We start from the raw sequence: 24,467 nt of genomic DNA, 5'->3' as shown, positions 1-24,467 counted from the left end.
CTCATGCGTCTCCCTGTTGAGTTTCCGAGGTTGCCTGCGTGAGCTCTCGACGCAGCGCTTCGGGTGCCAGCGGGAAGCCGGCGGCTTCCCGTGAGCCGTAGTAGGCGTGAGCGACGTCACGAGCCAGGGTGCGAACCCTCAGGATATAGCGTTGGCGCTCGGTCACCGAGATGGCGTGGCGGGCATCCAGCAGGTTGAAGGTGTGGGAAGCCTTCAGTACCTGCTCGTAGGCCGGTAAAGGCAGGTTGGCCTCGAGCAACTTGTTGCATTCGCTCTCGCAGTGATCGAAGGCCTCGAACAGATAGGGAACATCGGCATGTTCGAAGTTGTAGGTAGACTGCTCGCGCTCGTTCTGCAGATAGACGTCGCCATAGGTGACTCGGGTGCCGTCGGGGGCGATCGTCCAGACCAGGTCGTAGACGCTGTCGACGTCCTGCAGATACATCGCGATCCGCTCGAGTCCATAGGTCAGCTCGCCGGTCACCGGATAGCACTCGATGCCTCCGGCCTGCTGGAAATAGGTGAACTGGGTCACTTCCATGCCGTTGAGCCAGACTTCCCATCCCAGTCCCCAGGCGCCGAGGGTCGGGGATTCCCAGTTGTCCTCGACGAAGCGGATGTCGTGAACCCGCGGGTCGATCCCCAGCCGCTCCAGCGATCCCAGATAGAGATCCTGAAGGTCCTGCGGAGATGGCTTCATCACCACCTGGAACTGGTAGTAGTGCTGCAGACGATTGGGGTTTTCCCCATAGCGGCCGTCGGTGGGGCGGCGCGACGGCTGGACGTAGGCGGCATTCCAGCTCTCCGGGCCGATCGAACGCAGGAACGTGGCCGGATGAAAGGTGCCGGCACCCACTTCCATGTCGAGTGGCTGCATGATCACGCAGCCCCGTTCCGCCCAGTATTGCTGAAGGGCGAGTATCAGCCCCTGAAAGGTTTTCGCATCTGCCGTCGAGTCTGTCATTGACTGCGCACCGTTGCCCATGAATTCGTGAGCCGCCAAGTATACAATTAGCGCTCAATCGGTTATAGGCACCGGCGACGATCGGACGCTATCGTTGGCGGCGTGTCATCGAACGTCGGGCGACTCGCGGGGTCGGAGTCGTCATGCCCGATAACCGGGTCGATCGAAGAGGAGTTACGACATGATCGTTGTCACGGGCGGGGCCGGCTTCATCGGGGCCAATCTGGTCAAGGCACTCAACGCACGCGGCCATCAGGACGTCATGGTGGTCGACGATCTCAGCGATGGCACCAAGTTCGTCAACCTGGCGGACTGCACGCTGGGTGACTATCTCGACAAGGATGATTTCCTGGCCCGGGTGAAGGCAGAGCTCAGCGGGGAGATGCGCGGCGGGATCGGCGGCCTGCCCCCGATCGAGGCGATCTTTCACGAAGGCGCCTGCTCGGATACCACCGAGTGGGATGGTCGCTTCATGCTGGAGAACAACTTCGAATACTCGAAGGTGCTGCTCGAGTACTGCCAGAGCAAGCGGATTCCCTTCCTCTATGCGTCATCCGCCGCCACCTACGGCGGCAGCGAAGTATTCGTCGAGGCGCCCGAGCACGAGAAGCCGCTCAACGTCTACGGCTACTCCAAGCTGCTGTTCGACCAGTATGTCCGCGCGCGCTGGGACGATTTCGACAGCCAGGTCGTGGGCTTTCGCTACTTCAACGTTTACGGCCCCAGGGAACAGCACAAGGGCAAGATGGCCAGCGTCGCCTACCATCATCACACCCAAGTGCAGCGCGGCGAGAATCCCAGGCTGTTCGGCGCCTGGGACGGCTATGAGGCCGGCATGCAAAGCCGCGACTTCGTCTATGTGGGCGACGTGGTCGACGTCAACCTGTGGTTCCTGGACAACCCGGAGGTCTCCGGCATCTTCAACCTGGGCACCGGACGCGCCGAGCCGTTCAAGGCCATTGCCGAGACCGCGATCGACTTCTACGGCAAGGGGCAGATCGAGTACATCGACTTCCCCGACGAGCTCAAGGGGCGCTATCAGAGCTACACTCGGGCCGATATCGGTCGCCTGCGCGACGCCGGTTACAGCGCCGAGTTCAAGACCGTGCGCGAGGGCGTTTCCGCCTATCTGGAATGGCTGAATGGTTGATTCGCCGCTCGCCGACGCCAAGGTCGTCGAGATCGACGCCGCGCCACGGTTTCTCGTTGTCGGCCCCTCCTGGGTTGGCGACATGGTCATGGCACAGAGTCTGTTCATCACGCTGAAACGGCGCCATCCGGGCGCGACGATCGGCGTGCTGGCGCCGGGCTGGTCGCTGCCGATTCTCGAGCGCATGCCGGAAGTCGACGAAGCCATCGCGCTGGACGTGAAACATGGCGAGTTCGGCTGGAAGACACGGCGCGATGTCGCACGCTCGCTGAGGGGGCGCTTCGACCACGCCATCGTGCTGCCGCGTTCGCTGAAGTCGGCACTGGTGCCGTTTCTGGCCGGTATCCCGCGCCGCACGGGTTTCATCGGCGAACAGCGCTATGTGCTGCTCAACGACCGGCGCAGGCTCGACAAGACGGTGCTCGATCAGACCGTCAAGCGCTTCGTCGCGCTGGGGCTGGACGCCCGCGCGGCGGTCAGCGGCGATTTCGAAACGCCGCACCCGCGGCTCCGAGTCGATACGGCGCGCCAGGCAGCGCTGCGTGGCGAGCTGGCATTGGGCGAGCGGCCCGCCATCGGCATGATGCCCGGCGCGGAGTACGGCCCGGCCAAGCAGTGGCCGCTCGACTATTTCCGCGAGCTGGCCGAATCGTTGATCGCGCGGGGGTACGCCGTCTGGGTGCTGGGTGGTCCCAAGGATGCCGAGGCTGGCGACGTCATCACCCGGGACCTGGATCATGCCCACAATCTGTGCGGCAAGACCCGGCTGGCGGATGCCGTCGACCTGTTGGCCGCCTGCGAGCAGGTGGTCACCAACGACTCCGGGTTGATGCACGTGGCCGCGGCGGTCGGCACCCGCATCCAAGCGCTCTATGGCTCGTCGTCGCCCGCCTATACGCCGCCGTTGACCGACAATGCCGATATCCACTATCTGGCGTTGTCCTGCTCGCCCTGTTTCGAGCGCACTTGCCCGCTGGGGCACCGCAACTGTCTCAAGCAGATGCTGCCTGACAGCATTCAGCAGGCGATCCAAGGCTGACGACGCGAGCGGCGGCCGGTCGGCTAGCTACTGTCCACTGTCCGTGACGTTGATCGTCCGTCATATCCATCGAGAGCGAGCATGCCGCTACTGACTGCCAAGCGAAAACGCAAACTGCGATCAGCGCTTCGTTTCCTGCACTATCGAATGAAGAATCCATGGTCATCTCGCCGCGTCCCTTCCAGCGGTGATCGGCTCATCATTTCATTGACCACCCACCCGCCGCGTATTCTTCAGGTCTTCGCCACACTGGAATCCCTCTGCGAGCAGGATCTCGACACCTTCGACATCCACCTTTATCTTTCCCGTCGCGATAGAGAGACGATTGGCAGCCTGCCGGGGTCGTTGCAGCGGCTGGTGCGACGGGGAGTGAAAATCGTCGTGACCGAGGAAGACTACCGCTCCTACGACAAGTTAGTGCATGCGCTGGAAGCTTATCCGGCAGCCACGATCATCACCGCCGACGACGATATGCTCTATCCCTCGGATTGGGCGCGGCGGCTGGTCGACGGCGCGACCCGCTTTCCCGGCTGTATCGTCTGCCACCGCGGCCATATGCTCTGCGAGAGCTCGCCCGGCTCGGGTGAAATTTCCTATCAGATGGTCAAGAGTCGCCGAGACCCCGGCGCGATCCATCCCAACTTCGCGCTGATGCCCACCGGAAGCGGAGGCGTGCTGTACCCGCCCGGTGCACTGGACCTCATGGTGTTCGATGTCGAGGCCTTTCGGGCTCTGGCGCCCAATGCTGACGACATCTGGTTCAAGATGGCTTCTCTCAAGGCCGGTACGCGCTGCGTCAGAATCAATCCGCACAATGTGGACTTTCTACCGACCCCGGCAGCAGGGGAGTCGGCACTGCATGAAGATAATATCAAGCGCGGCGGTAACGATGTGCAGTTCGCCAACTGTCTCGCCCGCTATCCTGAGCTCAAGCCGCTGATATTCGGTGGGTCGCCAAGGCGCGAGTGAACGACATGACACGGATGATGACTTCATGACCCAGAGAGTATTGCTGGTCGTACGCAAATTGAGTATCGGTGGCATCGAGCGTGTCACGGTCAATCTGGCCAACGTGCTGGCTCGGGAGGGACACGATGTGCATGTCCTGGTGCTCAAGGGGGGGCACGAACTCGCCCCGGACGACGCGGTGACGGTCCATCGTCTCGACTTCGACAAGGCGTTTCGCAAGACCGGGCTGGGATTGGTGTACGACCTGGTCACGCGGGCGCTGCTGAAACCCGTGCTACCGGGATCGGGTTTCCTGTGGCGCGGCTTCTACGGTGGCCGCTACCTTCAGCGTTTCGTTGCCAGGCTCGAAGGCGAACACGGCCCGATCGACCGCGTCATCATGCGCGGACAGGGGGCGTTCGAGACAGTCTGGTCCTGGCGCGATCCGCGCTTGTGGCAGGTGACGGTCTCCTGGCCCGGAAGCGAGGGGGGCAGGCTGAAGGGGTTCTATCTCCGGCGGCTCTATGAGGGCAAGCAGGTGGTCTGCAACACCCCCAACGTGCGGGCGCAGTTGGAGAAGCAGCTCGGCCATCACGGGATTCGGCCTCATCGATGGGCGACCATCATGAACCCGTGCGATATCGAGGCCATCCGTCGCCAGGCCGAGGAGCCGGTGGAGCTGCCGGCCAGGCCGTTCATCGTCCACGTCTCGCGGCTCTCTGACGTCAAGCGCCAGGAGTGGCTGATCCTGGCCTATCTCGAGGCGGAGATCGAAGAGGATCTGGTCATCGTCGGCGATGGACCCAAGCGAGAGAGCCTGGAGGCGCTGGTCGCGGAGCGAGGGGCGGGTGAGCGGATCCATTTCGTCGGCAGCCGGCCCAATCCCTACCCCTGGATGAAACACGCCCGGCTGTTCGTGTTGAGCTCGCGCAGTGAAGCCTTCGGTATCGTGCTGGCTGAGAGCATGATCTGCGGCACGCCCTGCGTGGCGGTCGACTGTCCCGGCGGTGTGCGCGACGTGTTGATTCATGACCAGGCACGCCTGATCGCCGATAACACCGTCACCGGACTGGCAGCCAAGATCCGGGAAGGACTGGCGAATCCGCCATCGCTGGCAGCCGATCCGGAGTTGATCGAGCGATTTCGGGATACCCGGATCATGCAGCAGTTTCTCGACCTGCCGACGACGCCTGGTGCAACGAGCGAACAGGAGCCGTAGGCAGGAAATTGCATAGCATGCTTATTAATGTGGTATGCTAGACTGTATCGATCACGAACAGTGTTTGATAATACCGATTCCTTTCCCTCCGACCGTGTAAACTGCTCATGTCTCGGCCCTCTTCGCCCGTTTCCCCGCGTCTACCCGCCGAGGATGACGCGTTCAGCGAACTGCACGATCCCCGCATGAAGTGGGGCGTTCGTCGGGCGCGGTGGCAGGCGGCGTTTCGTGACGGTTTCCAACGGGGCGTCGGCGTGCCCCTGGAAGAAGCGCTCTACCGGTGCTGGGCCCAAGGCAAGGCCGGTGGCCGGTGGATCGAGCGCCGCGGCCTGCCGCGGCGCTCGATCGAGGCGAGGCTGGCGGAGGCGCTGGTGGTCCACGTCGATCCGCGCGAGCTGATCCGCGATCTCAACGCCAAGGGGGTTGGGGGGAAGCGCCCCTCCTCCTCGGCTTTCCTCTGGGAAGGTGACTGGGATTTGAGTCGTGGCGATCTGCGCCGGGGTTCGCGCTATCGCTTCATCAGCGATATCGACGAGCACCGGGGCGATCTGACCCAGACCGAACGCTTTCGTCAGTACCGCTCCCGGCTCGAGTCGGGCCACCCCTGGTCTTCCTACCAGCAGGGCATCCTGCTCGACACGGAAGAGAAGATACTCGCCTACCTGCGAACCTACCTCGGCTTCCTCGATGACATGGCGGTCCGGGGATTCGACGTCGAGCTGGGAAAGGACGATCTGGGTGTTGCGGTCACCCGCGAGGGCCGGTTGCTCAAGGTAAACCGGGGGCTCCACCGGCTGGCGATGGCGCAGCGTCTGGGGCTGGCGTCGATACCCGTTGTCGTCCGCGCCGTGCATCGGCAGTGGTGGGAACGCGTGGTCGGCGACTGCCGTGGCGAGGAAGCCCTGACTCGCGTGGCCGAGGCGTTGGGCTCGTGTGCGCCGGAAACCGAACCGGGGATGCTGGATCCCGGCGACGAGCTGGGGCCGATCGAGTGGCCACGGCCCCGTTACGCCTCATCCGAAGATCGCCGGCGCTCACCCGGGCGACTTTGATCATCGGCTGGCGCGCCAGCCCGGTCACCAGGCTCACCCTACCGGCGTGAACGGAGACGCTTCCCCCGATCCTCCGCGCCGGTCTCAGCCGCCTTCGGCCAGGCCGTCGATGGTCCAGACGGCCCCGGGTGTGGCTGGACCAATCCAGCCACGCGGATCACTCCCGGCGTCTCAGTTGACGCCGTTCCAGAGCTGCTCCTGCAGACGGTTCTCGCTGCGCATGCGCTGGTTCATCTCGTCCAGCGAGTAGCGCTCGATCAGGGTGGGAGACGAGGAGAACAGCGAGACGCCCAGCCCGGCCCGATGGTTCGGGATGGTATAACCCATGGCTTCCAGCAGCGTCGGCAGGACATCGACCATGCTTGCCGGGCGTTCGATGACGCGGGGACGCAGGCCGTTGCCCAGCATCATCAGCGTGTTCTCGCGTTCTTCGGCGATCAGGTCCTCCCACGCCGAATTCTTCATCGAGAGATGGTCGCTGGCGACCACCACCAGGGTGTTGTCCAGCAGCCCCTCGGCTCGAAGCCGCTCGATGAAATTCCTGACCAGCCAACCCGTGCATTTGACCGAATAGAGGATATCGGTGCCGTCGAAGTCGCCTTGGTTGTCGATACAGGATTGCGACGGATTGCCGAACGGTGGGTGGCCCGCCAGGGTGAGTCCGAAGAAGGCGTAGGGCTTGCGGCTGTCGTGCAGCTGTCGAATCCGCTTCTCGGCGAGGTCGAGCAGCGTATCGTCGTAGAGTCCCCAGTCGTTGAGATACCCGGCCGGTGCCTTGTCCTCCAGTTCATCGCGGCCGAGGACGGTATCGAAGCCGTGACCATGATAGAACTTCGCCTTGCCCGCGAACTTGGTGCTGGCACCGCCCATGTAGGTGAGATCGTAGCCCCGTGCGTGCAGCAGGTCGCCCAGACAGTCGACCCCCGGCAGCACGTCCGACAGCGGCTCGAACTGGTTGTCGTGCATCAGCCCGGCGGGCATCAATGGCACCCCGCACTGGCTGGCGACCATGCCGGCCATCGTCCAGCCGGTGTTGTCGAGCTGCTTGACGCCATGGAACACCACGCCCTCCTGGCCCAGCCTGGCAAGGTCCTCGTAGGCGTTGCCGAAGCGCTGGGTATCGCCATAGGTGCGCTCGGTGCTCTCCATGTAGAGATAGATCAGGTTGGGTGGCTGGGACGCTTCGGCGACGATCTCGGGTGGCTGGTAGCGATCGTCGAGCCAGCTCTCGTCGTCGTCGATCACCGAGGCGCCGCGCAGCGACAACCCGAACAGCAGCGGATTGAACGCCAGCAGGAACAGGCTCAGCACCCGTTCCCACAGGCGCCAGCGATGATCGGACCGGACCAGCCAGGTCACGGCGACCAGCATGGCGATGGCGGCCACGGTGTAGAGGACCCCGGCGATCTGGCGATCAGTGCTGCCGTTCTCCTCGATGCCGGCCTGGAGATGGAAGATCACGGCCCCCAGGTCGAGTTGGCCGAAACTGTCGTCGAGGTAGATATAGACCCACCACAGGACCAGTGGCAGAGCGGACCATGGCCACGCCTTGCGCTGGGTGGCGCGCTGGGAGACGTGGCCCCAATGAAAGCGATGGCCGATGGCGAGCCAGGCGAGCGCGATGACGAGGGGTGTCCACCAGGGCAGCACCCAGACCACCATGATGGCGTAACCGATACAGAGGCCGATGTAGGTGAGTGCACACCAACGTCGAGTGTCGCGAGAGATGGTCATGACGCGCTTCGATCCGTGAACGTCGTATTCGTTCGATGCCGATTCCAGGCACCGCATGAGGAGTCATCATGACTCTATCATGACCAATCCGAGACAAGCAGGTTATCGACGAGTTCCCGGCGGTTTCAGCGCGCGCTCTTCAACGCCATGTCGCCGGCGTGTCTCGCCATGGCCAGTTCGATCAGGCGGGTGACAAGAGCCGGGTAGTTCAAGCCGCTGGCCTGCCATAGCTTGGGATACATGCTGATGCGCGTGAAACCCGGCAGCGTGTTGATTTCATTGACGACGATGTTTCCCTCTGGGGTGAGGAAGACATCGACCCGCGCCAGGCCGGCGCACTCCAGCACCTGGAAGGTACGAATCGCGATCTCGCGAATCGCTTCACTCGCGCCGGCCTCGATGTCGGCGGGTACGGCAACGGTGGCCGCGTCGTCGTCGATGTATTTGGTGTCATAGGAGTAGAAGCCGTTCTCGACCACGATCTCGCCGCAGACGCTCGCCTCCGGCTCGTCGTTACCCAGTACCGCGCACTCGATCTCGCGGCCGACCACGGCGGATTCGACCAGCACCTTGTGGTCGAAGGCCAGCGCCAGCGCCAACGCTTGCTGGAATTCGAGCGCGGTCTCGACCCGGCTGACACCCACCGACGAGCCCTGGTTGGCGGGTTTGACGAATAGCGGCGAGCCAAGTGTCGCGCTGAGGGTGTCGAAATCGGCCTCGGCGGCCGTACGACGGGTCAGGGTGACGAAGGGCGCCACCGGGATACCAGCATCGCGCAGCAGGCGCTTGGCGACGTCCTTGTCCATGCCGGCGGCCGAGCCGAGCACGCCGGAGCCGACGAAGGGCAGGTTGGCCATGCGCAGCAGGCCTTGCAGAGAACCGTCCTCGCCGAGGGTGCCGTGGACGATGGGAAACACCACGTCGAGTTGTCCCAGCGTGCCTTGGGACGACTCGGTGGCGATCAACTGCTGGCGCTCGCGACCTGGCACCAGTGCGAGATCGCCGGCGGACGGATTGAGGGCGATCCGGCTCGGGTCGTCCGCGTTCAGCAGGAAGTCCGCGGCATCGTTGATATGCCACTGCCCCTGCTTGTCGATCCCGATGACCGTGACCTCGAAACGCTCGCGATCCAGCGCGTCGACGATGTTCCTGGCCGACTGCAACGAGACCTCGTGCTCCGCCGATTTGCCGCCGCAGATGACGCCGACCCGAATTTTGCTCATGGTTATGCTCCGCTTCGCTGACGATCTCGGTGCCGCTCGGGCGCGGCCACTCGGGCGTCATGATGCCACGATCCCGCCGTGCAAGTATTGCGCCCCGCGCCGAGGGCGCGCTAGCGGCCGATGATCCGGCGATAGAGCGCCAGGTAGGCCGCTGCCATGGCTTCGGGGGTGAAGGCGGCGAGCCGCTGGCTGGCGGTGGCCGCCAGCCGTTGCCGACGGACGGGATCCGCCAGCAGCGCGACCAGCGCCGCCGTCAGCGCATCGGCATCGCCGGCAGGCACCAGCAGGCCGCTGACGTCGTCCTCGATCAGGTCGGGAATGCCATCGACATCGCTGGCCACGATCGCCACGCCATGATCCATGGCATCGAGCAGGGTGGAGCCCAACCCTTCGTTGCGGGAGGGGAACGCGAACAGGGTCATCACCTCGAGATAGTCACCGACATCGCGCTGGAAGCCCTCCCAGATGACGTTGTCCAGATCGGCGCTTTCGGCTTTCAGCGCTGCGCCGTCGCCGCCTTCGCCCAGCAGCAGAAAGCGAACGTCCGGGTGTGTCTCGCGCAGTCGCCGCGCCGCCGCCAGCAGGACCCGCTGCCCCTTGTGGCGATCCACCAGCGCGCCGATATGGCCGATGATACGGTGGCCGGCGAAACGCTCGCGCAGTGCGGCCACCTTGGCGGGATCGCCTGGGTGGCCGGAGAGCACGCTGGGAATGCGCGTGACGGGACACCAGTCGCGATCGCGAAGATGGTGCTCGATCACCGACGAGATCGCCACGGCGCTTGCCGCGGCGCGGTAGGTCCAACGGTTGAAGCGCTTGTCCTTGACCGGCTGGGGGACACGCCGTGTCAGGAGGTAGGGCGTGCCGCGCAGGCGACGCTCGATCCACGCCCAGTGCACCGCCTTGGCCTCGTGGGCGTGGACCAGGGTCGCCCGCGGGTGTCGGCCATGCCCGGCCAGGGCATGATCGGCGTCGATCAGTTCGATCTCGGTGCCGAGTGCCCGGTCGGCCAGCGCCGTGCGCATCGGCGAGTCGCGCCGGCAGGCCAGGCTCTGCGTGATCTCGAGCTTCGCATCTTCGACCTGGGCCAGTGCCTCGATCAGCAGCAGCGTCTGGCGCTCGCCACCGCGAAAGCCGCGGGCCAGGTTGACGTGACGAATATGCAGCGGGTGACGTTCCATCGATTCACCAGATCCGGTCGAAGTCTTCGGCGTCGCGCACCTTGGCATCACGCTGCAGCTCGAGCAGCTTGGCGTATTTCAGGTAGGCGTTGACCGCCGCCGACAGTGCCACCGAGACGCCGTCGAGGCCGCCGGCGAATCCACGCTGGAACAGGTACTTGCGCACGAAGGCATTGGCGCCGTGCAGTGCCGGCGACCAGCCGTTGGTTCGCTTGCCCTTGAGGTACATGATCTTGGCCGCGCGATTGGAGAAGCGGCCGCTGGCCTTGCCGAACAGTTCGGCCAGATTGGCGAACGAATAGTGTTCCAGGTCGGCGTCCAGGCGCTGCGGATTCGTCGCTGGCACCGACGCGTGCTGGCGGCTGTCGGAGAAGCCGGTGCGATCGCGATCGAACAGCCGGATGCAGTAGTCCGGATACCAGCCGCAGTGACGGATCCAGCGACTGCCGATGAAATTGCGTCGGCGCAGCGCATAGGCATCGTGGCCGGCGCCGTCCAGGTCGAGTGCGCGAATCGTTGCCACGGCCTCGTCGGTGAGCCGCTCGTCCGCGTCCAGCGACAGCACCCAGCGGTGGCTGGCGGCCTGCGGTCCGACCCGCTTCTGGGGGCCATCGCCCAGGTAAGGCTGATGGATCACGCGGGCGCCGAACATCTCGGCCCGTACGACGGTGTCGTCGCGGGACCCGGAGTCGACCACGATCAGTTCGTCGCAGACGCGCGCGAGCGAGGCCAGGCAGGCCTCGATGTTGTCGGCTTCGTCGAGCGTGATCACCACGCCGGTAATGGCGGCCATGGGCAGTCCTGGATCGTTGGGGGAGTGGAGCGTCATTCGGCGACCGGCGGCGGGGCATCGCGAGCCACGCGATGCGTCGCCGCCGGTCGGCGCCTGAGGCATTGTAGCGCGGGGTTCGTCAGCGGTAGAACTGACGGAACCACTGCATCGCTTCGAACACCGCCGGCGAGAACTCGGCGTCGTCGATGGGATCGAGCTGGCGGTCGACGATGCTCCACTGGCCGGTGCCATCGACCACGGTGATGCGGTCCGGCTCGATGATCCCGTAGTCGATGTAGCTGCTGGCCTCGACCCAGGGGTGATCGATGCCCGGCGTCAGCAGATCCTGGCCCTGGGCGTAATCGGCGAGCGGGTTGGTGCAGCCCAGGGCGTGGCGCATCAGCATCGGCGCGACATCGAGATGGCTGGTCATGCCCTCGACGCGTCCGGGCTCGACCCCCGGGCCGGTGACGATCATCGGCACGTGGGTCTGCGGCGAGGCGAAGTTGCTGTTGTGGCCCCAGTAGTTCTTGCCGAAATCGTTGAACGACTGGCCGTGATCGGCGGTGACCACCAGCATCGTGTCGTCCCACTCGCCCTTGGCCTTGAGATCGTCGATCACCCGGCCGAGCAGCTCGTCGTCGTAGTGCACGGCATTGCGGTGGCGGTTGGCGTAGGGGACCGGGTCGGTGTCCGGGCCCAGGTCCAGATAATCCATGCCCTTCACCGAAGGCTGGTAGGGCTGGGCGGCGCCTTCGGGAACGTCGTAGCCGTGGGGCGCATCGTAGAACAGCATGCTGAACCAGGGGGTGTCATCCTGCTGTGCCTGGTGGTCGAACCAGGCCAGCCAGTCCTCGGTCATTCGCCGGTCGCGACTGGCGGGAGAATCCCCTGGCGTGCTCAGTCGCAGCGGGTCGACCGAGCTGAAGATCGTGCGGTCGAAGCCGATGCTGTCGAGGCTGGCCGAGGAGAAGACGCCCAGCGCGTAGCCCTGTTTCTGCAGCTGCGTGATCAGAAGCGGGGGCGTCTGAGTGTCGTCCAGATAGGCGTAATAGTTGCCGCTGAGGCCGTAGAACAGGCTCATGGTTCCGTTTCGGGTGGCATTGCCGCCGCTGTAGTGCTCGAGATAGCGGCGGCCGCTGTCGTTCAATGCGGCGTATAGATGGGGTGTGTTCTGGGGGCCGTATTCGTCGGCGCGCCAGGAGTCTATCAGGACGACCATGACGTTGGGCTTGGTGCCGGGCTGGCAGCTCAGCGGGTTCTTCGGCCAGTCGAGATTCTGTGCCTGCTTGGCGTCGATGTCGGCTCGTTCGGCCCGTGCGGCTCGGGGGTCGAGCCAGCCGTGCCGCTCCATGAAATCCTTGGCGGTGGCCGGAAACAGCAGCGGATAGATACCGACTTGCTGGGTCACGCTGCGGTGGTAGCGGGCGTCGGCAACGATGTGCAAGCCGTGGCTGCCGAGCAGCGTTACCAGCACTACCCCGCAGCAGACACCCACCGGCACGCGGCGGCCAAGGTTGGCCACGATCAGGCGCCGGGCGAGCCAGCCCTCGAGCGCCAGCGCCGCGACCACACTGCCGACCACCATCAGCCAGGTGGTGGTGGTGAAGCTGAAGATCTCGCCATCCTTGTCGTTGAGGAACAGCGACACCATGAAAGCATTCACGTGGAAGCGGTACTGGGCGTAGACGATCGTGTCCAGCAGCAGCGCGCTCAGCCCCAGTGCCCCGAGCAGGGTTGCCGGCAGCCACAGCCAGCGTGCCTTGAGCACCAGCGCCAGCACGGCCAGCGGGAGCCAGCCGAGCAGGACCAGCATGCCGAAGTGGCCGATCCAGGTCAGGATCAGATAGGCGATCCCCATGGGGTCGTGCGGCATGGCGAGGTAGGGCGAGTAACGCAGGGCGATCAGCCATACCAGCGGCAGTTGGACCAGGGCGAAAAGGAGCGTGCCACGCCAACGGCGCCTCAGCGTATCTTGCATGAAGGGTCAGGCCTTGTGGTGATCCACCGGAGTGTCTTGGTAACCCTCGACGATGGCGGTGAAGAGTGATTCCGCGTTGGCGGGCGAGAAACGAACGAGGGAACGTTCGAGTCGTGACAGATTGCGCTGACGCCAGGCGCCTCCCGGGCGCAGTCGGCAGCGGTCGAAATCTATCAGCCAGACCTTATCGTCGTCTGAAACCAGCAGGTTGCGCGCATTGAGGTCGACATGGTCGAGCCCGGCATCGTGAAACCGGCGGATGGTGGCGCCGACATCGGCGAGCAGTGCCGGCGAAGCATCGGGCAGGCGGTCCGCCAGCGCCCGGCTGCCAGGCAGGCGCTCGGTGATCAGCGCCGCGCGGTAGCGCAGGGCGCGTCTCGACACGATGGTCGCCACCGGCGCCGGAACGGGCAGGCCCCGTTGGTGGAGCGCGCGGGTCAGGCGCATCTCGCGGAAACCGCGGGTGCGCTCGAGCCCCGTCCAGAGATAGTTGCTTTGACTGACCTTGGCGGCCATGCCGCCCCGGCGATAGGGCCGCAGCACCCAGTCGGCCCCGTCGACGGCCAGGAACTGGCTGTCGCCGCGGCCGGGCGCCGAGCCGACCACCAGGCCGCGTTCGGCCCAGGCAGCCGGGTCGAGCCAGGCCTCGCCGAATTCGGGCAGAATCGGCAGGTCGGGCTGAGTGAGGCGCGTCGGATCGTATAAGATATGCGCGTCCCGATGATGGTAGGTCGATAGCGACATGGCCGATCCTTGACGTAGGGCCGAAGCGGGGTTGGCATGGCGCCGAAAGCGTGGCGACATGCAGGGCGGCGACGAGCCGCGGGACGCATTGTAACCGGGCGGACCCGCTGTCGCATGTCGGCGTCTCGGACCGCCGAGCATTGGTCGACCCGTCGGGCGTTCATTGAACTCGAGGAAGCTGTCGTGACCGAAGATTCGCAAGCGCCACTGGCCGTGATCGCCATTCGCCAGGTGGAGAAGAGCACCGGCGCCAGCCGCAATGCCTTCGAGCAGGCCGCGGCACTGAAAACCCTGGGCTATCGGGTGACGATTTTGGCCGAGCGAGGCCGGCGCGAGCTGGCGGAAGCCGCCGGTGCCGAGCTGGTTCGGCTCAAGCGCTGGCCATTCAAGGGACCCTTTCGGCGGTTCTGGTTCAACCGCCGCGTGCAGGCCTGGTGCCGACGTCATCGGCCGGCGATGCTGGTCAGCCACGGCGATGTCGAGACGCCCGATGTCGTCTACATGCACAACTGCGTGCACCTCGCCAGCCAGCGCATCCATGGCCGCGATCTGCCCGCCGGGCACGAGGTGGCCGCCATTCACGATCAGGTGCTGACGGGGGCCCGGTTTCGTCGCCTGGCGGTCAATTCGCAAATGATGGCGAAGGATTTTCGCGATCGCTACGGCATCGACGACTCGCGAATCGAGATCAGCTACCCCGGCTACGATCCCGAGATATTCAATCTCGAGCGGGCCACGGCAGGCCGCGCGGCGCGGCGGCGCGAACTGGGCATCGAGGACGACACCCGCCTGATCGGGCTGATCACCTCGGGCAATTTCACCAAGCGCAACGTGGCCGGCTTCATCGAGATGGCCGCCGGGCTGGAGCAACGCCTGCCGGGGCGGTGCCGTTTTCTCGTCGTCGGCAAGGACGATTTCGCCCCCTACCAGCGCCAGGCCGAACGAGCCGGCATCGCCGAGCGGTTTCTCTGGCGCAGCACGGTCAGCGATGTCGAGACGATCTATGGCGCGCTCGACCTGTTCGTGCTGCCGGCGCACATCGAGGAGTTCGGGCGCGTGTCGCTCGAGGCCATGGCCTGCGGCACGCCGGTGTTGCTTTCGTCCACCACCGGTGCCGCCGAATTGCTCGAGGCCGACCATGCCGAGCTGATGCTGGACAGTCGCGATACCCGAGGCTGGGTCGACCGCCTCGAGGAGTTGATGACGACATCGGACCTCGAGTCGCTTGGCGCCGAGCTGGCCGAGCTGGTAAGCGATTACTCCTATCGCCGTCAGACCGAGAAGTTGCGGGACTCCTTCGCCTCACTGTGAGCGCTGGGCTTTGTACGAAAACTAGCTGCGCTCGGCAATACGGCGTTAAAAATCGGCTCAAAATGCTCATTTACACCCCGTAAACTGGTGCGCCAGCCCGGTCCGTTTTCGCCGATTTTTGCCTTGTCTTGCCCTCGCTCGCTGACTTTTCGTACAAACCCTAGGAACGGATTACGCTGTCGACGAAATCCACCAGCGTCTCCCCGTAGCGGTCAAGATCGAACTCGCGTGCGACCTGCTCGCGTGCGGCAAGCGCCATGCGCCGTCGCAGCGCCGGATCACGGGCCCAGCCTTCGAGGACTGTGGCGGCCTCCGTCGGCTCGAGAACACCAGCCTCGACGAGGCGGTCGGTGGTCGGGTCGTAGATCTCGTCGGGCCCCTGGGCGCAGCGGGGATCATAGCGCGCCAGGCTTTGGCGCGAACGGCCGGGGGTCAGGACGGCCCCGTTGACGCCGTGGTGCACGAGCTCCGGCAGGCCATCGGCATTGCCGACCAGCGTGGGCAGGCCGTGAGCCAGGGCCTCCTGGACCACGTTGCCGAAGGGTTCGCGCCAGGAGGGGCAGATGAAGGCGTCAAGCGAGGCGTAGAAGCCCGACATGTCGTCGACCAGGCCCTTGAAGTGAACGCTGTCGTTCAATCCCCATTGCGCCGTCCACCGCTTCAATACCGGCTCCAGCGGTCCGCTCCCCGCGATCCACAGCTCCGCCTCGGGGCAGCGCTGCTTGAGTTCGGCAAAGGTTTCCAGGGCGACCATCGGCGCCTTCAGGCCCGTCATTCGACCCGCGAAACCGAGCCTGAAGCGATCGCCGGGGTGAGTGGAGGCCTGGTCCGGGAGGCGGATGGCGTTCTGCAGCACGCGATAGGGAATATCGGGATCGAGCTGCCACTTGAGCTGGAGCATCCGCAGGCCGGCGTAGGAGTTGCATAGCACGCCGTCTAGGCGCGCCAGATAACGCCTCAGGCCGGGTGCATCCGCTGCCAGCCATGCACTCCCGCGTTCGAAGTGGATCAGCGGGATGTTGTCGTCGAACGCCAGCGGATGATTGACGATCTTGTTCCAGACCACCACGGCGTCCAGGCCCAGGCGCTGCATCATGGCGAGCTGATAACGCTGGCGCACGCTCGGCAGGAACTTGGGAATCCGCCAGCGCCCGCCCTTGATGCTGTGCATCCGCCCCGTGCGGTGAGGGGCGTAAGCCGGCTCAAGCAGTGAATGGACCTCGTCGGTCTGCAACAGCACGTGGTGGTCGTGCTGGGGGGGTATGACGGGCGTAGAAGCGGGTGAAGTAGCGTTCCACGCCGCCCAGGTTCCTGAGGCTGACGAGATGGCCGATGCGGCTGGTGGTGCCGCGAGCAGATTCTTCGATCATGAATGTCTTATCTGGAGGGTTCGGTCGAGGCGCCATGATTGACGCGCGTTGGTCGGGTTGCGAGTCATGCCCGGTCAACTTCCGTTAGAATGGGCGTTTTACCCAATGGGAATTCATTCAGGCCCATGAAGCAATCTCTGCCAGAGCGCCCGCGACATATCGGTATCCTGCGTCTCTCCGCGTTGGGCGATGTCTGCAACCTGGTGCCCACGGTGCGCGCGCTGCAGCGTCAATGGCCCGAGGCGCGGATCACCTGGATCGTCGGCAAGGCCGAACATGCCCTGCTGGACGGTCTCGATGGCGTCGATCTGGTGACCTACGACAAGTCCACCGGTTTTCAGGGCATGCGAGCGATTTGGCGTCAGCTCGAGGACGTCCGCTTCGATGTGCTGTTGCACATGCAGCAGGCGCTGCGCGCAAGCGTACTGTCGTTGGGACTGAAATGCGACGTGCGGGTGGGTTACGACAAGGCGCGGGCCAAGGATTGGCAGCACTGGTTCACCCATCGCCAGCTGGCCCCCCATCCGCGCGCGCACGTGCTCGAATCCTTCATGGATTTCGCCCGCCTGCTGGGGGTCGAGGATACCCGCCTCGACTGGTCGCTACCGGTGCCGGATGCCGCCTACCAGGAAGCGCGCCAGTTGACCGGCGATCGGCCCTATCTGGTGATCAGCCCTTGCGCCAACCCGCGCCTGCGCAATTTCCGCAACTGGTCCGCCGAGGGCTACGCCGCCGTGATCGAGCACGCCTGGCAGCGCTACGGGTTGAGAACCGTCATGAGTGGCGGCGGCAGTCCCCTGGAGCGCGACATGGGCGAGCAGATCCGCCGGCTGGTGCCCGGGGTCGAGATCATCGACGCCATCGGGCGGACCTCGCTCAAGGGCCTGCTGGCCCTGCTGGATCGGGCGCGCGTGGTGATCGCACCCGACTCCGGCCCGGTCCACATGGCCAATGCGCTGGGCACGCCGACGCTGGGGCTATACGCCACCACCAACCCGGATCGCGCGGCCCCGTACTGCTGGCGCAGTCACGTCGTCAATCGCTACCCTGACGCCGTGCGCCGCTACCTGAAGAAGTCCGTCGAGAGCGTCAACTGGGGCACGCGGGTGCGCCACGCCGATGCCATGGCACTGATCACGCTGGACGACGTGGTCGAGCACCTGGATGGACTGATGACCGCGACACGCGATACCGCCAACGCCGATGACGTAACGGAGCCGCCGCATGAAGGTTGATCTCTCGCAGTTGGAGCACGCCCGTCTGCTGGTGGTGGGCGATGTCATGCTCGACCGCTACTGGCATGGCGCGACGTCGCGGATCTCGCCCGAAGCGCCGGTGCCGGTGGTGAAGGTGGAGGATGCCGACGACCGTCCGGGCGGGGCGGCCAACGTGGCCCTCAACATCGCATCGCTGGGAGGCCACGCCAGTCTGGCGGGCGTGGTGGGGCACGACGACAATGCCGACCATCTCGAACGGGCGCTGGAAGCCGCGAATGTAAGCGCTCACTTTCAGCGTAGCCCGGAAGTACCGACGATCACCAAGCTGCGCGTCATGAGTCGCAACCAGCAGTTGATCCGTCTCGACTTCGAATCGCCGCTGTGGAATGTCGATACCGCGCCGCTGATCGCCAAGGTCGAGGCCGCGCTGGGCGATGCCGAAGTGGTGATTCTCTCCGACTACGGCAAGGGCAGCCTGAACCGGGTCGAGGCGCTGATCGCCACGGCCCGGGCGGCGGGCAAGCGGGTGCTGGTCGATCCCAAGGGCAGCGATTTCAGCCGCTATCGCGGTGCCAGCGTGATCACGCCCAACCTGGCCGAATTCGAGGCGATCGTCGGGCCCTGTGCCGACGATGCCGAACTGGCGGAAAAGGGCGAGGCGCTGCGGGCGTCGCTGGCGCTGGAAGCGCTGCTGGTCACTCGCAGCGAGCGCGGCATGACCCTGATTCGTGAGGGCCTCGCCCCGCTCCACCTGCCGACCCATGCGCGGGAGGTGTTCGACGTCACCGGCGCCGGCGATACCGTGATCGGGGTACTGGGGCTGGCGCTGGCCGCCGGCCACGGCTTCGGCGAGGCGGTGATGCTGGCCAATCTCGCCGCCGGGCTGGTGGTGGCGAAACCCGGCACCGCAGTGCTGTCGGTAGCGGAGCTCTACACGGCACTGCACGGCGACAGTCTGGCCGAATACGGCGTCATCGGGGAGGGCCCGCTCATCGGGGCGGTGCGTGCCGCGCAGGCCCGTGGCGAGCGCGTGGTGATGACCAACGGCTGCTTCGACATCCTGCATGCCGGCCACGTGGCGTACCTGGAACAGGCCAAGCGCCTCGGCGACCGCCTGATCGTGGCGGTCAACGACGACGCCTCGGTGGCGCGGCTCAAGGGGCCGAAGCGGCCCATCAACACGTTGGCGCGCCGGGCACAGGTGCTGGCGGGGTTGGCCGCGGTGGACTGGGTCGTTCCCTTCGGCGAGGACACGCCGGCGCGGCTGATCGAGGCGATCCTGCCGGATCGGCTGGTCAAGGGGGGCGACTACCGGCCGGAGGATATCGCCGGCGGCGAGGCGGTCATCGCCAATGGCGGCGAGGTCCTGGTGCTGGGCTTCGAGGATGGCGTCTCGACCACCACCATGATCGATACCATTCTCGACCGCGAGCGCTGAGTCGCGGTGCGCGCTCGACACGGCCTCCCGTCGCGGCTCGCGCGCTGGCTCTACTCGCTGGCCGCCTACCTGTTGTCGCCGCTGATCTGGTGGCGGGTGTGGCGTGAGTGGTTACCCACTCACCCCCGTCGCGAGCGGCTGGGCTTCATTACCGTGGAGGGTGATCGTCCGCGGCTGTGGCTGCATGCCGCATCGGTGGGTGAAGTCGTCACGGCGGCGCCCCTGATCCGCTCGCTGCTCGATGATCACCCGGATCACGACCTGGTCGTCACCACCATGACCGCCACCGGTGCCGAGCGCGTTCGCCAGGCGTTCGGCGAACGGGTCTCCCACCACTTCCTGCCGCTGGATTTTCCGATCAGCGCGCGACGTTTCATCGCCCGACTGAATCCTCGCCTGGCGGTCATCGCCGAAACCGAGCTCTGGCCAAACCTGCTGGCGGCGTGCCGACGCCGGGGCGTGCCGGTGGTGGTGGCCAATGGCCGCTTGAGCGCCAGTGCCTTTCGGCTCTACCAGCGCTTCGGCGCCCTGAGCCGGGGTATGCTCGAAACGGTGGCCTGGATCGGTGCCAAGTCGCCACTGGACGCCGAGCGTTTCGTCTCGCTGGGCGCCCCGACGACGCGGGTGACGGTCACTGGGGCGTTGAAATTCGACCTCGCCGTCGACGACGAGACGGTGGCCGTGAGCCGGCGATTACGGGCGAGCTGGGGCGCGCGGCCAGTCTGGATCGCGGGCTCCACCCATCCGGGAGAAGACGAACAGGCGCTGATCGCGCATGCCGCGCTCAGACGCCGTTTCCCCGATGCGCTGCTGATTCTGGTGCCGCGCCATCCCCAGCGCTTCGATGCCGTCGACGCGATCTGCCGCGAGCGAGGGGAGTCGGTCGTGCGATTGGGCGCGCAGCGGCCGGTCACCGCGGAAACCACGGTACTGCTGGGCGATACCATGGGCGACCTGATGCGGCTCTACGGCTGCGCCGACGTCGCCTTCGTCGGTGGCTCGCTCGAGCCGATCGGCGGTCACAACCTGCTCGAACCGGCGGCGCTGGGTGTGGCGGTGGTGAGCGGCCCCTATCTCGACAACTTGCGTGAGATCGCCGACACCCTGGCGGCCAGCGAGGCCAGGCTCGAGGTCGCCGATGGTGGAGCGCTAGGCACCACGCTGATCTCGCTGTTCGAGGACGACGATCGCCGCCACCGCCTTGGCGCGGCCGGGCGGGCCGTGGTCGAGGCCAACCGGGGAGCGCTCCGGCAGACCCGCCGGGCGGTGGCGGCGATGCTCGTCGCCTCGACAAACGAGACCTAGGTGCTGTCCGAAAAGTCGACGAGCGAAGGCCAGGCCGGGGCGCGCAGCTAAGGCAAAAACCGGCGAGAACGGACCGGACTGGCACACCCGTTTACCGGGGTGTCAATGAGCATGTGACTCGCTCCGCTCGCCCTTCGGACGTTCTGAACGTTGTTCAGCGAGCCGGTTTTTAACGTCACATGGGCGAGCACACTACTCTTCAGACAGTGCCTAGAAGCCTTCCAGCACCACCTTGCCTCGTGCCCGCCCGCTTTCGATCAGGGCATGGGCTCGTTTGAGATTGGCTGCGTCGATGGTGCCCAGCGTCTCGGTCAGCGTCGTGCGAATCTCGCCACGATCGACCATCGCCGCCACCCGCTCGAGAATGTCACCCTGAGCGTGCATGTCCGGAGTCTGGAACAGCGAGCGGGTGTACATCAGCTCCCAGTGGATCGAGATCGACTTGCGCTTGAAGTCGTCGATCACGAAGCCGACCGGGTCATCGATCAATCCGAACCGGCCCTGGGGCGCCATCAGCGCGATGATGTCATCGCGATGCTTGTCGCTGTGGGTGGTCGAGAAGACCAGGCCGGGGGCACCGAACCCCAGCGCCTCGATCTGCGCGGGCAGCGGCTGGCGATGATCGATCACGGCTTCGGCTCCCAGGCTTTCCACCCACTCACGGGTTTCCGGGCGCGAGGCGGTGGCGATGACCGTGAGATCGGTCCGCCGTTTCAGCAGTTGGATGGCGATCGAACCCACGCCGCCAGCGCCGCCGACGATGAGCACGGCGTTGGCCGCGCCGGGAACGGAACGCGTCACGTCGAGCCGGTCGAACAGCATCTCCCAGGCGGTGAGGGAGGTCAGCGGCAGGGCAGCCGCCTCGGCGAAGCTCAGCGATGTCGGCTTCCTGCTCACCAGCCGCTCGTCGACGAGGTGATATTCGGCATTGGTCCCCGGGCGCTGCAGATCGCCCGAGTACCAGACCTCGTCTCCCGGTGTGAAGCCCTTCACGTCGCGGCCGACGGCCTTGACCACGCCGGCCGCGTCCCAACCCAGTACCCGGGCCGTGCCGGCCTCGGGTGCCATATTGCCGCGCACCTTGGTATCGACCGGGTTGACCGACACGGCGTGAATCTCGACCAGCAGGTCGCGGTCACCGGGCGTGGGTTCGTCGAGTTCGATGTCGATCAGGGCGTCATCGCGGTCGATGGCCCCGGCGTTGCGGTAGGCGACGGCTTTCATTCGGGTTCTCCAGTCATGAGGTGTCTGCGTGAATCCTAGAGTAAAATCGCGGAGGCAACGTACGTACAACGAACGCTGTTAGTTCCCTGTCGTTACCCTAGTGTCAAAAAGGATACCTGGATGGCCAAAGCGCGATTTTCCCGTTTCGATGGTAGCCCCGGCTGCGCCGTGGAGGCGGCGGTGAGTCTGATCTGCGGTAAATGGAAAGGTGTCGTGCTGTGGTATCTGCTCGACGAGGGCACGTTGCGCTTCAGTGAGCTGCGGCGGCGCATCGGTGGCGTCACCCAACGCATGCTGACCAACCAGTTGCGCGAACTCGAGGTCGATGGCCTGATCCATCGCGAGGTCCACGCCGAGGTGCCGCCCAGGGTGGAGTACAGTCTGACGGCGTTGGGGCGCGAGCTGACGCCGGTGCTGATGGCGCTCAAGAACTGGGGCGATGCGCATCTCGATCTGTTCGGGCCGTCGGGGACGCCAGCAGAGCCCCGTGAAGGGGGCGCGGCAGGGCAGGCGTGAGCGTGCCTTCGGGAGCTATCGCCGGGCGCTGAATCGTCGGGCGGATGCCGGGTCGGTGTGTCAGACGCTTGTCATCGCCGGCGACGACAATCGTGGGACGACCTGAATCCCTCTTCCGGTATCACTCCATGAACCTGCGCTTCAGGAGTCGCAAATTGCGATTCTACGCTGGCGGTATCGCCAGCCTGCTACTGCCCGACAGTCTGTATCGCCTGCGCCTGGACCGGCTGGTGGAGCCGCTCTCTCCCATGCAGCGCCAGGCCGTGCTGGCGCGGGTCGACTACTACCATCGTCAGCAGAGCCCCTTCGATCTCGACGAGGCCGCGGTGCGCATCGGCGATTTCCGCTACGAACGACGCGGCGCCTACTATCTGGATGCCAAGCGGGTGGTTCGTCATTTCGACCCCGAGCTGCGTTTCAACTACCGCTTCGGCGATGTGACCTGGGTGGCCGAGACGCCGACGATCGTCAAGAGCCGTCCGATCTGTCGCCAGACCCCGCCGAGCAACGCCAACAATCTGCTGTTGAAACTCAACAGCGTGCGCCACTTTCATTTCGCCAACGACCGGTTGCGGTACGCCGACAAGAAGACCGGCGTCGTCTGGCGGGGAAAGTGTTTCCACGAGCACCGGGCAGCGGTGCTGCGCCAGTTATGCCGGCACCCGCGGATGGATATCGGCCAGAGCCATGCCAGGCGGCACCATCAACCGGATTATCGTCCCTACCTGTCGATCGAGGCGCAACTGCAGTACAAGTTCGTACTGAGTCTCGAGGGCAAGGACGTTGCCACCAATCTGAAGTGGATCCTGTCGTCGAACTCGCTCTGCCTGATGCCGCCTCCGCGTTACGAGACCTGGTTCATGGAAGGCACGCTGGAACCCTATGTCCACTACGTGCCGCTGGCCGAGGATTGCCACGACCTCGAGGAGAAGATGGACTATTACACGGCGCGTCCGGGGGAAGCCGAAGCGATCATCCGCAACGCCAACGCCCACGTGGATCGATTTCGCGACACGCGTCTCGAGCACCTGATCGCGCTGCTGGTGATGCACCGCTATTTCGTGCTTTCCGGACAGCTCTCGCCCCGTGACGCCCCGCTGCCCCTTCATTCGGAGGTCAACGCCAGCGCGGCGAGAAACAACTGGGCGTGACGCTCGGCCAGTGCCTCGAGGTCGCGGTCATAGCCACCGCCGATGACGCCGGCGACGGGAATGCCGCGCCTGCGACAGTCCGCCAGCACCCGGTGATCGCGACGATAGAGACCGTGGTCGCTCAACGCCAGGTGGCCCAGCCGATCGTCGGCGTGGACGTCGGCGCCGGCATCGAACAGCACGAACTGCGGCTGGAAGTCGTTCAGAATCGGGTCCAGCGCCGCCTCGAGCCGCGCCAGATAGGCGTCGTCCCCGGTACCGCGCGGCAGCGCCACGTCGCGATCGCTCTGGCGCTTCTCGAACGGAAAGTTGGCCTCGCCGTGGAGCGACAGCGTGAAGACCCGTGGCTCGTCGCGGAAGATCCAGGCCGTTCCATCCCCTTGGTGCACGTCGCAGTCGACGATCAGGACCCGCTCGAGACGATACTCGGCCAGCAGGTGATGGGCGGCTACCGCGAGATCGTTGAGCAGGCAGTAGCCGCTGGCACGATCGGCGTAGGCGTGGTGGGTGCCGCCGGCGGTGTTGAGCGCCAGCCCGGTCTCCATGGCGCTGTCCACCGCGGCGAGCGTCCCGCCGACTTCCAGCAGGGTGCGGTCGACCAGCGCGGGTGACCAGGGGAAGCCGCTCGGCGTACGCCGCGTGGTCGCCATCTCGCCCAGATAAAAACGCTGCAGGTAGTCGGCGGTGTGCCCACGCAATAGCGCTTGACTTGTCGCCGGGGCAGGGGTGATCCAGCAAACGTCGTCACGGTCGTCGAACGCCAGCGTCGACAGGCGTCGGCGCAGGACTCGGAATTTCGCCATCGGGAACGGATGGCGCTCGGGCCATTCGATGCTATAGCCGGGATGATGGACGATAGGGAGCACGCTCGAGTGACCTCCGCTCGGGTCGATGGAAAAGCCGCCGGGACTGGGCCGCGGCATTTGGT

Annotated in this window: 21 protein-coding genes; 11 read left to right on the top strand and 10 right to left on the bottom strand. The window is 65.4% G+C overall.

The features are described from left to right. Nucleotide 1: 1 nt before the first annotated feature. Complete coding sequence (glyQ, locus tag DOM54_RS04540) at nucleotides 2-964, bottom strand: glycine--tRNA ligase subunit alpha (protein ID WP_110715375.1); 963 nt, start codon at nucleotides 962-964, stop codon at nucleotides 2-4. Between the two features lie 181 nt (nucleotides 965-1,145). On the opposite strand from glyQ, the gene rfaD reads away from it, so the two are divergent. The 5 genes from rfaD to DOM54_RS04515 all read left to right on the top strand — a co-directional run bounded on the left by rfaD (nucleotide 1,146) and on the right by DOM54_RS04515 (nucleotide 6,372). Beyond that, nucleotides 1,146-2,114, top strand: a complete 969-nt coding sequence (gene rfaD / locus DOM54_RS04535; protein WP_110715211.1) for an ADP-glyceromanno-heptose 6-epimerase — start codon at nucleotides 1,146-1,148, stop codon at nucleotides 2,112-2,114. After that, nucleotides 2,107-3,153, top strand: a complete 1,047-nt coding sequence (waaF, locus tag DOM54_RS04530) for a lipopolysaccharide heptosyltransferase II (protein ID WP_110715210.1) — start codon at nucleotides 2,107-2,109, stop codon at nucleotides 3,151-3,153. The genes rfaD and waaF overlap by 8 nt, the downstream gene beginning before the upstream one ends. Before the next feature lie 81 nt (nucleotides 3,154-3,234). Beyond that, nucleotides 3,235-4,122, top strand: coding sequence for a glycosyltransferase family A protein (locus tag DOM54_RS04525; RefSeq protein ID WP_110715209.1), 888 nt, complete (start codon nucleotides 3,235-3,237; stop codon nucleotides 4,120-4,122). Between the two features lie 25 nt (nucleotides 4,123-4,147). After that, nucleotides 4,148-5,320, top strand: coding sequence for a glycosyltransferase (locus tag DOM54_RS04520; RefSeq protein WP_110715208.1), 1,173 nt, complete (start codon nucleotides 4,148-4,150; stop codon nucleotides 5,318-5,320). Between the two features lie 107 nt (nucleotides 5,321-5,427). Then, the gene (locus DOM54_RS04515; protein WP_206019015.1) at nucleotides 5,428-6,372 is read left to right on the top strand and encodes a hypothetical protein; all 945 of its coding nucleotides are present in this window, start codon (nucleotides 5,428-5,430) and stop codon (nucleotides 6,370-6,372) included. Nucleotides 6,373-6,543: 171 nt separating this feature from the next. On the opposite strand, the gene DOM54_RS04510 is transcribed toward DOM54_RS04515, so the two are convergent. From DOM54_RS04510 to DOM54_RS04485, 6 genes are all read right to left on the bottom strand, one after another. Further along, nucleotides 6,544-8,106 carry a sulfatase-like hydrolase/transferase gene (locus DOM54_RS04510; protein WP_110715374.1) on the bottom strand — a complete coding sequence of 521 codons (1,563 nt, stop codon included), beginning with the start codon at nucleotides 8,104-8,106 and terminating at the stop codon, nucleotides 6,544-6,546. Between the two features lie 125 nt (nucleotides 8,107-8,231). Then, nucleotides 8,232-9,329 carry a D-alanine--D-alanine ligase gene (gene ddlA / locus DOM54_RS04505; protein WP_110715207.1) on the bottom strand — a complete coding sequence of 366 codons (1,098 nt, stop codon included), beginning with the start codon at nucleotides 9,327-9,329 and terminating at the stop codon, nucleotides 8,232-8,234. Between the two features lie 110 nt (nucleotides 9,330-9,439). Continuing rightward, the gene (locus DOM54_RS04500; RefSeq protein ID WP_110715206.1) at nucleotides 9,440-10,510 is read right to left on the bottom strand and encodes a glycosyltransferase; all 1,071 of its coding nucleotides are present in this window, start codon (nucleotides 10,508-10,510) and stop codon (nucleotides 9,440-9,442) included. 4 nt (nucleotides 10,511-10,514) lie between these two features. After that, nucleotides 10,515-11,303, bottom strand: coding sequence for a glycosyltransferase family 2 protein (locus tag DOM54_RS04495; protein WP_110715205.1), 789 nt, complete (start codon nucleotides 11,301-11,303; stop codon nucleotides 10,515-10,517). Nucleotides 11,304-11,421: 118 nt separating this feature from the next. After that, nucleotides 11,422-13,263: a DUF3413 domain-containing protein gene (locus DOM54_RS04490; RefSeq protein WP_110715204.1), complete on the bottom strand. Its 1,842-nt coding sequence runs from the start codon at nucleotides 13,261-13,263 to the stop codon at nucleotides 11,422-11,424. A gap of 6 nt (nucleotides 13,264-13,269) precedes the next feature. Then, complete coding sequence (locus DOM54_RS04485; protein WP_110715203.1) at nucleotides 13,270-14,007, bottom strand: 3-deoxy-D-manno-octulosonic acid kinase; 738 nt, start codon at nucleotides 14,005-14,007, stop codon at nucleotides 13,270-13,272. 183 nt (nucleotides 14,008-14,190) lie between these two features. Here DOM54_RS04485 and DOM54_RS04480 point away from each other — a divergent pair, with 183 nt between their 5' ends. Beyond that, entirely contained in the window at nucleotides 14,191-15,318 is a 1,128-nt protein-coding gene (locus DOM54_RS04480; protein ID WP_240613767.1) for a glycosyltransferase family 4 protein, read from the top strand. Nucleotides 15,319-15,478: 160 nt separating this feature from the next. Here the strand turns inward: DOM54_RS04480 and DOM54_RS04475 are convergent, their stop codons facing one another. Beyond that, nucleotides 15,479-16,558: a glycosyltransferase family 4 protein gene (locus DOM54_RS04475; protein WP_110715201.1), complete on the bottom strand. Its 1,080-nt coding sequence runs from the start codon at nucleotides 16,556-16,558 to the stop codon at nucleotides 15,479-15,481. Between the two features lie 255 nt (nucleotides 16,559-16,813). Between DOM54_RS04475 and DOM54_RS04470 the strand changes: the two genes are divergently transcribed. The 3 genes from DOM54_RS04470 to waaA are packed head-to-tail and all read left to right on the top strand — an operon-like array spanning nucleotide 16,814 to nucleotide 20,648. Continuing rightward, nucleotides 16,814-17,923, top strand: a complete 1,110-nt coding sequence (locus DOM54_RS04470) for a glycosyltransferase family 9 protein (RefSeq protein ID WP_110715200.1) — start codon at nucleotides 16,814-16,816, stop codon at nucleotides 17,921-17,923. Continuing rightward, nucleotides 17,913-19,343: a bifunctional D-glycero-beta-D-manno-heptose-7-phosphate kinase/D-glycero-beta-D-manno-heptose 1-phosphate adenylyltransferase HldE gene (gene hldE / locus DOM54_RS04465; protein ID WP_110715199.1), complete on the top strand. Its 1,431-nt coding sequence runs from the start codon at nucleotides 17,913-17,915 to the stop codon at nucleotides 19,341-19,343. Before DOM54_RS04470 ends, hldE begins: the two co-directional genes overlap by 11 nt. A gap of 6 nt (nucleotides 19,344-19,349) precedes the next feature. Then, a complete protein-coding gene (waaA, locus tag DOM54_RS04460; RefSeq protein ID WP_110715198.1) occupies nucleotides 19,350-20,648 on the top strand; it encodes a lipid IV(A) 3-deoxy-D-manno-octulosonic acid transferase in 1,299 nt (432 codons plus the stop codon). A 210-nt stretch (nucleotides 20,649-20,858) separates the two neighbouring features. On the opposite strand, the gene DOM54_RS04455 is transcribed toward waaA, so the two are convergent. Beyond that, entirely contained in the window at nucleotides 20,859-21,872 is a 1,014-nt protein-coding gene (locus DOM54_RS04455; RefSeq protein WP_110715197.1) for a zinc-binding alcohol dehydrogenase family protein, read from the bottom strand. 120 nt (nucleotides 21,873-21,992) lie between these two features. Between DOM54_RS04455 and DOM54_RS04450 the strand changes: the two genes are divergently transcribed. Both DOM54_RS04450 and DOM54_RS04445 read left to right on the top strand, forming a co-directional pair. Next, nucleotides 21,993-22,388: a winged helix-turn-helix transcriptional regulator gene (locus DOM54_RS04450; RefSeq protein WP_110715196.1), complete on the top strand. Its 396-nt coding sequence runs from the start codon at nucleotides 21,993-21,995 to the stop codon at nucleotides 22,386-22,388. Between the two features lie 155 nt (nucleotides 22,389-22,543). After that, nucleotides 22,544-23,539, top strand: coding sequence for a glycosyl transferase family 90 (locus DOM54_RS04445; protein WP_240613766.1), 996 nt, complete (start codon nucleotides 22,544-22,546; stop codon nucleotides 23,537-23,539). On the opposite strand, the gene DOM54_RS04440 is transcribed toward DOM54_RS04445, so the two are convergent. Next, the gene (locus DOM54_RS04440) at nucleotides 23,494-24,405 is read right to left on the bottom strand and encodes a histone deacetylase family protein (RefSeq protein WP_240613765.1); all 912 of its coding nucleotides are present in this window, start codon (nucleotides 24,403-24,405) and stop codon (nucleotides 23,494-23,496) included. The two genes, DOM54_RS04445 and DOM54_RS04440, sit on opposite strands and share 46 nt — an antisense overlap. Nucleotides 24,406-24,467 lie beyond the last annotated feature (62 nt).

Source organism: Salinicola acroporae, assembly GCF_003206615.1.
Classification (GTDB): domain Bacteria; phylum Pseudomonadota; class Gammaproteobacteria; order Pseudomonadales; family Halomonadaceae; genus Salinicola; species Salinicola acroporae.
This window is presented reverse-complemented; position numbering and strand designations above follow the sequence as displayed.